The sequence below is a fragment of the Paeniglutamicibacter sp. ORCA_105 genome, from assembly GCF_045798545.1.
GTDB lineage: Bacteria > Actinomycetota > Actinomycetes > Actinomycetales > Micrococcaceae > Paeniglutamicibacter > Paeniglutamicibacter sulfureus.
Genome location: NZ_JBIXLM010000076.1, coordinates 1 through 5,990, shown reverse-complemented (window position 1 = coordinate 5,990; position 5,990 = coordinate 1). Strand labels below are relative to the sequence as shown.

The 5,990-nt window shown below is 68.9% G+C and carries 6 protein-coding genes; 4 read left to right on the top strand and 2 right to left on the bottom strand.

The window, feature by feature from the left end:
- Both ACIPUB_RS19940 and ACIPUB_RS19935 read right to left on the bottom strand, forming a co-directional pair.
- The coding region (locus tag ACIPUB_RS19940; protein ID WP_407608978.1) for a DUF805 domain-containing protein at window positions 1-344 on the bottom strand (344 nt) is incomplete at its 3' end.
- Between the two features lie 198 nt (window positions 345-542).
- Entirely contained in the window at window positions 543-737 is a 195-nt protein-coding gene (locus tag ACIPUB_RS19935) for a hypothetical protein (RefSeq protein ID WP_407608977.1), read from the bottom strand.
- On the opposite strand from ACIPUB_RS19935, the gene ACIPUB_RS19930 reads away from it, so the two are divergent.
- The 4 genes from ACIPUB_RS19930 to ACIPUB_RS19915 all read left to right on the top strand — a co-directional run.
- Window positions 736-1,794, top strand: coding sequence for an MBL fold metallo-hydrolase (locus tag ACIPUB_RS19930; RefSeq protein WP_407608976.1), 1,059 nt, complete (start codon window positions 736-738; stop codon window positions 1,792-1,794). The two genes, ACIPUB_RS19935 and ACIPUB_RS19930, sit on opposite strands and share 2 nt — an antisense overlap.
- 453 nt (window positions 1,795-2,247) lie before the next feature.
- Complete coding sequence (gene bioB, locus ACIPUB_RS19925) at window positions 2,248-3,474, top strand: biotin synthase BioB (RefSeq protein ID WP_407608975.1); 1,227 nt, start codon at window positions 2,248-2,250, stop codon at window positions 3,472-3,474.
- Entirely contained in the window at window positions 3,471-4,844 is a 1,374-nt protein-coding gene (bioA, locus tag ACIPUB_RS19920; protein ID WP_407608974.1) for an adenosylmethionine--8-amino-7-oxononanoate transaminase, read from the top strand. The genes bioB and bioA overlap by 4 nt, the downstream gene beginning before the upstream one ends.
- Window positions 4,834-5,990, top strand: a 1,157-nt coding sequence (locus ACIPUB_RS19915; protein ID WP_407608973.1) for an aminotransferase class I/II-fold pyridoxal phosphate-dependent enzyme, incomplete at its 3' end; no start/stop codon positions are given. The genes bioA and ACIPUB_RS19915, both read left to right, overlap by 11 nt.

The following is a 5,990-nucleotide window of genomic DNA, read 5'->3' as shown; positions in this document are numbered from 1 at the left end:
AGGCGGCGGACCGAGACGGCGATGCTCGGGACCAGGGTGGCCAGGCCGAAGAGAATCGCAATCACCGTTCCCGCCATCGCTCCCATGCCGGGAGCCCCGGTGGCTGGATCCGCAGTGGAAATGCCGCCTACCGTCGTGATGATTTGTGCGACGATCGAGACAATGACGCTGAACAAGGCGACCCACCAGTATTCGCTGCGGCTGGCCCGGCCGCTGAAGGTCGCGTACTTCTTGAAGAAGCGCTGGATGGCCTCGCCGAACTTTGCTCCGTAGCGGGGCAGTTCCAGGCTGTTCTCGGTTGGGGTCGCGTAGGGGTTCTCGGTGGGGTAACCGGGGTATGACATGATTTGTTTTCCTCCATTGAAGTGATCATTTGAAACTCTACGTGATTCACGGTTCGTTACCCAGCTGGACCGGCCCCCATTACGGGGTCCGCTGCATCGGAACCGATGACGTGGGCCAAAAACCTGAACTCTCGTCGAGCAGCCGCTCGAGCCGGCGTATAGCCCGCGCAGCAAGAGCCCGGTAGGCGACGCCTCCGGTCAGCGAATCCACGACGGCCAGCACCATGGCCTGCTCCACCGGACGTAGATCAGCAGTTCGATGAACCAGAAGTTATCCGTGGTTCCGCCCTCCGACCCGATCATCGCGCTGAGCGCCAAGATGTCGAACCAGAGGTATTTTCCGCGGGATCCTGTTTCGCTGCGGCAGCGCGCAAGCGGTAGCCTCGCCTTCATGGTTGAAATCACAGGAATGCTCCAGCGCCAGGCATGGATAGAGAAGAAGTTCCCGCCTCTCGAGCAGCTGGATGTCGGGCTTTGGTCGGTCCCCGTGGTTTTTCCGGCCAACCCGATGCGGTACACGCTTTGCTACGTCATGCTCGATGGCGCCGATGTCTTGGTCGTGGATCCGGGCTTCGACTCCGACGAGGGGTACGCCCAGCTGACCGCTGCGCTGGAGCAGATTGGCGTGGGCGCAACCGGAGTCACCGGGGTTTTCGCGACCCATCACCATGTGGACCACCTCGGCATGGCACGCCGGCTGGCGGACGCTGCCGGAGCCTGGGTGGGCCTCGGGCGGGCTGACCGCGACGTGCTGCTGACCTACGGTGACGCCGGTGCGGCGCGCGAGGCGGACCGGCTGCTGCACTCGGCATGGGGAGTGCCCGCCCAACGAAGGGCGGAAGTTGAGCTGCCCGCTGGCGCCTACGGCCGGATCTTGCGGGCCGCCGGTGTCGACCACTTGTTTGAGGGCGGCGATTCGTTGCGCGTGGGCGCCCGGCTGTTGCGTGCGGAGGCGACCCCGGGGCACACGCCAGGCCACCTGATGCTTTGGGATGAAGCGGCTGCCCTGGTGTTCAGTGGCGACCACGTCCTGCCGCGGATCACCCCGAACGTCTCGTTGGCGCCCGGCGAGGACCCGGATCCGCTGCGCAGCTACATCGGTTCGCTGGAGCGCACCGCCGCCGCTGACGGGTACGAAGTGCTGCCGGCTCACGAATACCGGTTCCGCGGCCTGCGCCCGCGCGCCGACGCGCTCGTGGCGCACACCCGGCAGCGACTCGATGAGGTGCTTGCCGCCCTGCAGGCAGAGGCCGCGCCGAGCGTCTATTCCGTGGCCCGCGGGATTTCGTGGTCGCGTGGCTGGGACTCACTCGGCGGCTTCCAGCTGCGGATGGCGCTGAGCGAGACGGCCGCGCACATCCAGTACCTGGCGACCTCGGGCGTCCATGAAGGTGTCCCTGGACTGCCTGCAGCCCCCTCCGCCGAACCCGTGGGCAGCGGTCGCCTTTAGGCCGGGTGTTCGGCGAGGACGCCGAGTACCTCGTGCCAGACACCGTGCACTTCGCATTGATGTATTCGTGCCATGCAGATGGACTTCTGCCTTGGTGGCCCGCCAGTCCACGGGCGCGGGCCGCCGGGGAATAGCAGGGCGGGTCCTAGACGGGAAAATAGCCAAGACGCAGACTCGGAGAGTCCACGTCTTCGGACACGGGCGTCCCGGCCTTTGGCGTTCATGGCCCTCACGCCCCCTTCTTCCAGTATTCGAAAGCCGGCGCGACCGACCCAAAGGACATAGAAGGAAGCGCTCGCAACATAGGGCCTGATCATTGAACACTGTTCAAGATTTGGGTTACGGTATGTTCCGAACCTATTGAACAGTGTTCAGTTGATCGTTGCGGGGTGCCTTTCATCCGCGCACCGGCAATGGAACCGCGCACAGCGCCATACCGGAAGGCCCCCCGCCATGACCGTGACCCAGACAATCGGCAACTCCCACCAGCCCGGCAACGAAGCCGCAGGGTTCGCAGGCCTCGCGGCACGCGTGGCCGCCGGCCACCGGCTCACCGCAGCCGAGGCCCTGGCTATCCTCGACACCCCGGATGCCCAGACCCTGGAGCTGGTGGCTGCCGCAGGCACCCTGCGCCGGGCGCACTTCGCCAACACCGTCAAGGTCAACTACCTGGTGAACCTCAAGTCGGGACTCTGCCCCGAGGACTGCACCTACTGCTCCCAGCGTCTGGGTTCCAAGGCCGAAATCCTCAAGTACACCTGGCTCAAGCCCGACGAAGCGGTGCACCAGGCAGGGCTTGGAATCGCCGGCGGCGCATCCCGCGTCTGCATGGTCGCCTCCGGCAAGGGCCCCAGCAACAGGGACGTGGACCGGGTGGCAACCATGATCGAACAGATCAAGGAGGAGCATCCGCAGGTGGAGGTCTGTGCCTGCCTGGGCATTCTCAAGGAGGGACAAGCCCAAAGGCTACGCGAGGCCGGCACCGATGCCTACAACCACAACCTGAACACCGCCGAGTCCCTCTACCCGGAGATTTGCTCGACCCACACCTACCAGGAGCGCGTGGATACCGTCGGGGCTGCCAAGGACGCCGGACTCTCGCCGTGCTCGGGACTCATCGTGGGGATGGGGGAGAGCCCGGAACAGGTTGTCGAGGCCGTCTTCGCCCTGCGCGAGCTGGATGCCGACTCGATCCCTGTCAACTTCCTGATGCCCTTCGACGGCACACCGCTGGCAGGCACCTGGCACCTGACCCCGATGGCCTGCCTGCGCATCCTGGCGCTGGTCCGCATGGCCTGCCCCGCGACCGAGCTGCGAATGGCCGGCGGGCGCGAAATGCACCTGCGCTCCCTGCAGTCCACCGCGCTGGCCGTCGCCAACTCGCTTTTCCTCGGCGACTACCTCACCTCCGAGGGCCAGGACGCGCGGCGCGATTTGGAAATGATCTCCGACGCCGGATACGTGGTGCTGGGCCAGGAAGACATCGATCCGGCCGAACTGGCGGCCCGCTTGCGCCACCGCTCCGATGCCGCACCGGCACCCGTTGAAGCCACGGCCTGCGGCACCGGGTGCGGCAGTGGCTGCGGCAGCGCCGCTCAGGGTTGCGGCCCGATGGGTGGTCCGGGCAAACCGGTGCTGCGCCGCCGCGGCGCCGGCACGCCGGAAAGCCCCAACGCATGAGTGCCGCAGCACCCCAGCTGACCCGGGAGGACGGATTGCTCGCACGGGATTCCGGGCTGCTCTGGCACCCCTATGCCTCCCTGGACGCCGGGGCGCACTACGCGGTCACCGGTGCCGATGGCGTGCGGCTGACACTGGCCGACGAATCGGGCACCCACGAGGTCATCGACGGCATGGCCTCCTGGTGGTCAATGGTGCACGGCTACCGGAACCCCGCGCTCGATGCCGCAGCCCACGCGCAGATCAACCGGTTCAGCCACGTCATGTTCGGCGGGCTCACCCACGCCCCTGCCGTTCAGCTGGCCGAACGACTCGTGGCCATGGCGCCTGGCGAACTGGCCCACGTGTTCCTGGCCGACTCCGGGTCCATCTCCGTGGAAGTGGCGCTCAAGCTCGCCCTGCAATACCAGCACGCACGTGGGCGCGACACCCGCCGGCGCTTCGCGGCCCTGCGCGGCGGCTACCACGGCGACACCTTCGCGGCGATGGGCGTGTGCGACCCCGTGGACGGGATGCACGCGGCATTCGCCCAGCCGGGACGCGAACAGGTGTTCCTGCCGCGCCCGCCGGCTGCCCGGCTCACCACCGAGGGGCAGTGGGAATCCGACGCCGCGGAGCTGGCCGAGTGGGAAGTCGCGGCACGGAAGATCGCCGCCGCCCACGCGGATGAACTTGCAGGCATCATTTGCGAGCCCATCCTCCAGGGCGCAGGGGGCATGTTCACCTACGCCCCGAAGGCGCTGCGGATCCTGCGCGAGATCGCCGACGAACACGATCTGCTGCTGATTCTCGACGAGATCGCCACCGGGTTCGGGCGCACCGGTGCGCTCTTCGCCTCCGAATGGGCGCAGGTCGCTCCGGACGTGATGTGCGTGGGCAAGGCGCTGACCGGCGGCTACCTTTCGCTGGCCGCGATGCTGTGCACCCCCAAGGTGGCCCGGGCACTGGGCGGCCCCGGCCCCGGGGCCGCGCTGCTGCACGGACCCACGTTCATGGGCAACCCGCTGGCCTGCGCCGTGGCCAATGCCTCGCTGGAATTGATCACCGGCTCCGCGGATCCGCGCTCGGCCTCCGCCCCCTGGCGTGGGCAGGTCTCCGCGCTGGAGGCCGCACTGCGCGAAGCGCTGGCCCCGGCACGCGTGCTGTCCTGCGTGAAAGAGGTGCGCGTGCTCGGTGGCGTCGGAGTCATCCAGCTGCACGATCCGGTACGCGTGGCCGAGGTGACCAAGGCAGCGGTGCGCCGCGGGGCCTGGGCGCGTCCCTTCCGCGACCTGCTCTACGTCATGCCGCCCTATGTCTGCACCCCCGGGGACCTGCAGGTCCTGGGCGACGCGCTGGTCCTGGCGGTGGCCGAAGTCCATGGAAACTAGCCTCGAATCCGCCCGCGAACCGGCACCGGCGGCACCCGCCCAACCGTGGGGACGGTGGCTGGGGGACCGGGCCCGGGTGCGCGCGGCCCGCGGACTGCACCGCACCGAGAGCTCCCGCGAGACGCTCATGGACCTTGCCTCCAACGACTACCTGGGGCTCAGCGGGCACCCCGAGGTGCGCCGGGCCGCCGCGGACGCCGTGCACAGGTACGGGGCCGGGGCTTCCGCCAGCCGCGTGGCCACCGGCACCCTGGGGGTGCACCGGGAGCTGGAGGCTGCCCTGTGCCGCTACACGCGCCGTGCCGAGGCGCTGGTGTATTCCAGCGGGTACACCGCGAACCTCGGGTTGCTCCAAGCCCTCGGCGGACCGGGCAGCCTCTTCATCCTCGATGCGCACGCCCACGCCAGCCTGATCGACGGCGCCCGGCTCTCCGGTGCCCGCGTGGAGACGAGCGCGCACAACGACCTCGCGGATGCCGCGCGGCTGCTGGAGGCAAACCGCGACTGCGCCACGCCGGCGACGCGCGTGGCGCTCATCGTCGAATCGGTCTATTCGGTGCTCGGGGATGCCTCCGACCTGGCCGCGGCAGCGGAGCTCTGCGAGACCCACCAGGCATTGTTGGTGGTCGATGAGGCCCATTCGCTGGCGGCCACGCACCAGGGGTCGGCGGTGCGCGCGGCCGGGCTGGCCGACTCTTCCCACGTGCTGGCCACGTGCACGCTTTCCAAGGCCCTGGGTGCCCAGGGCGGCGCGGTGCTGCTCGGCGGCGGGCAGGCCGAAGCGCTGCGCGAGCACCTGGTCAACACCTCGCGCACCTTCCTCTTCGACACGGCCCTGGCCCCGGCCTCCGCCGGCGCCGCGGTTCGCGCCCTGGGACTGGCCGACGCCGGGACCCTGGCCAGGCTGGGGCACAACGCCAAGCTGGTCCACGACACCCTGGCGGCCGATCCGCGTCTGGCCTTGCGCATCGAAAAGGGGGCCGGAGCGGTGCATTCGGTCACGATGCCCGATGCCGCCGCGGCCGTGAGGGCCGCCGCCTCGCTGCGCGGCCGCGGCATCGCCGTGGCCTGCTTCCGGCCGCCGAGTGTTCCCGACGGGGTGTCGCGGCTGCGGATCACCGCGCACGCCGACCACGATCCCGATGC